Genomic DNA, 376 nt, shown 5'->3' on the forward strand with positions numbered 1-376 from the left:
GTGGCGAGCACTTTGAAAACCTGGTGCCAGGTACCACAGCGGTTAACACCACTGTTACCGATACCCCAGGTACTGCTGATACCACTACGGTCACGCTGACCGCGCCAACTGCCGTCAACGAAGGTGGCCAGATCACTTACACGGCCACGCTCTCCAACAAAGCAGGCAGCGACGTTACGCTGAAGCTGGACAACGGTTCGTCGATTATCATCAAGGCTGGCGATACCGTCGGCACCGTCACCGTCCCTGCGCCAAGCGATGACGTGTTCATCGACAAGAGCACGCAGACGGTCAAGATCACAGACGCAACGGGCGGCAACTTTGAGAAATTGGAAGTTGCTGGCAACGGCGCAACTACCGCGATCAACGACACCAT

Annotated in this window: 1 protein-coding gene; it reads left to right on the forward strand. The window is 56.9% G+C overall.

Going from position 1 to position 376, the window contains the following annotated elements; genetic code table 11:
• On the forward strand, positions 1-376 hold a 376-nt coding region (locus BFP90_RS29395; RefSeq protein ID WP_256097519.1), incomplete at both ends, for an immunoglobulin-like domain-containing protein.

The sequence above is a fragment of the Pseudomonas sp. 24 E 13 genome, from assembly GCF_900004715.1.
Taxonomy (GTDB): domain Bacteria; phylum Pseudomonadota; class Gammaproteobacteria; order Pseudomonadales; family Pseudomonadaceae; genus Aquipseudomonas; species Aquipseudomonas orientalis_A.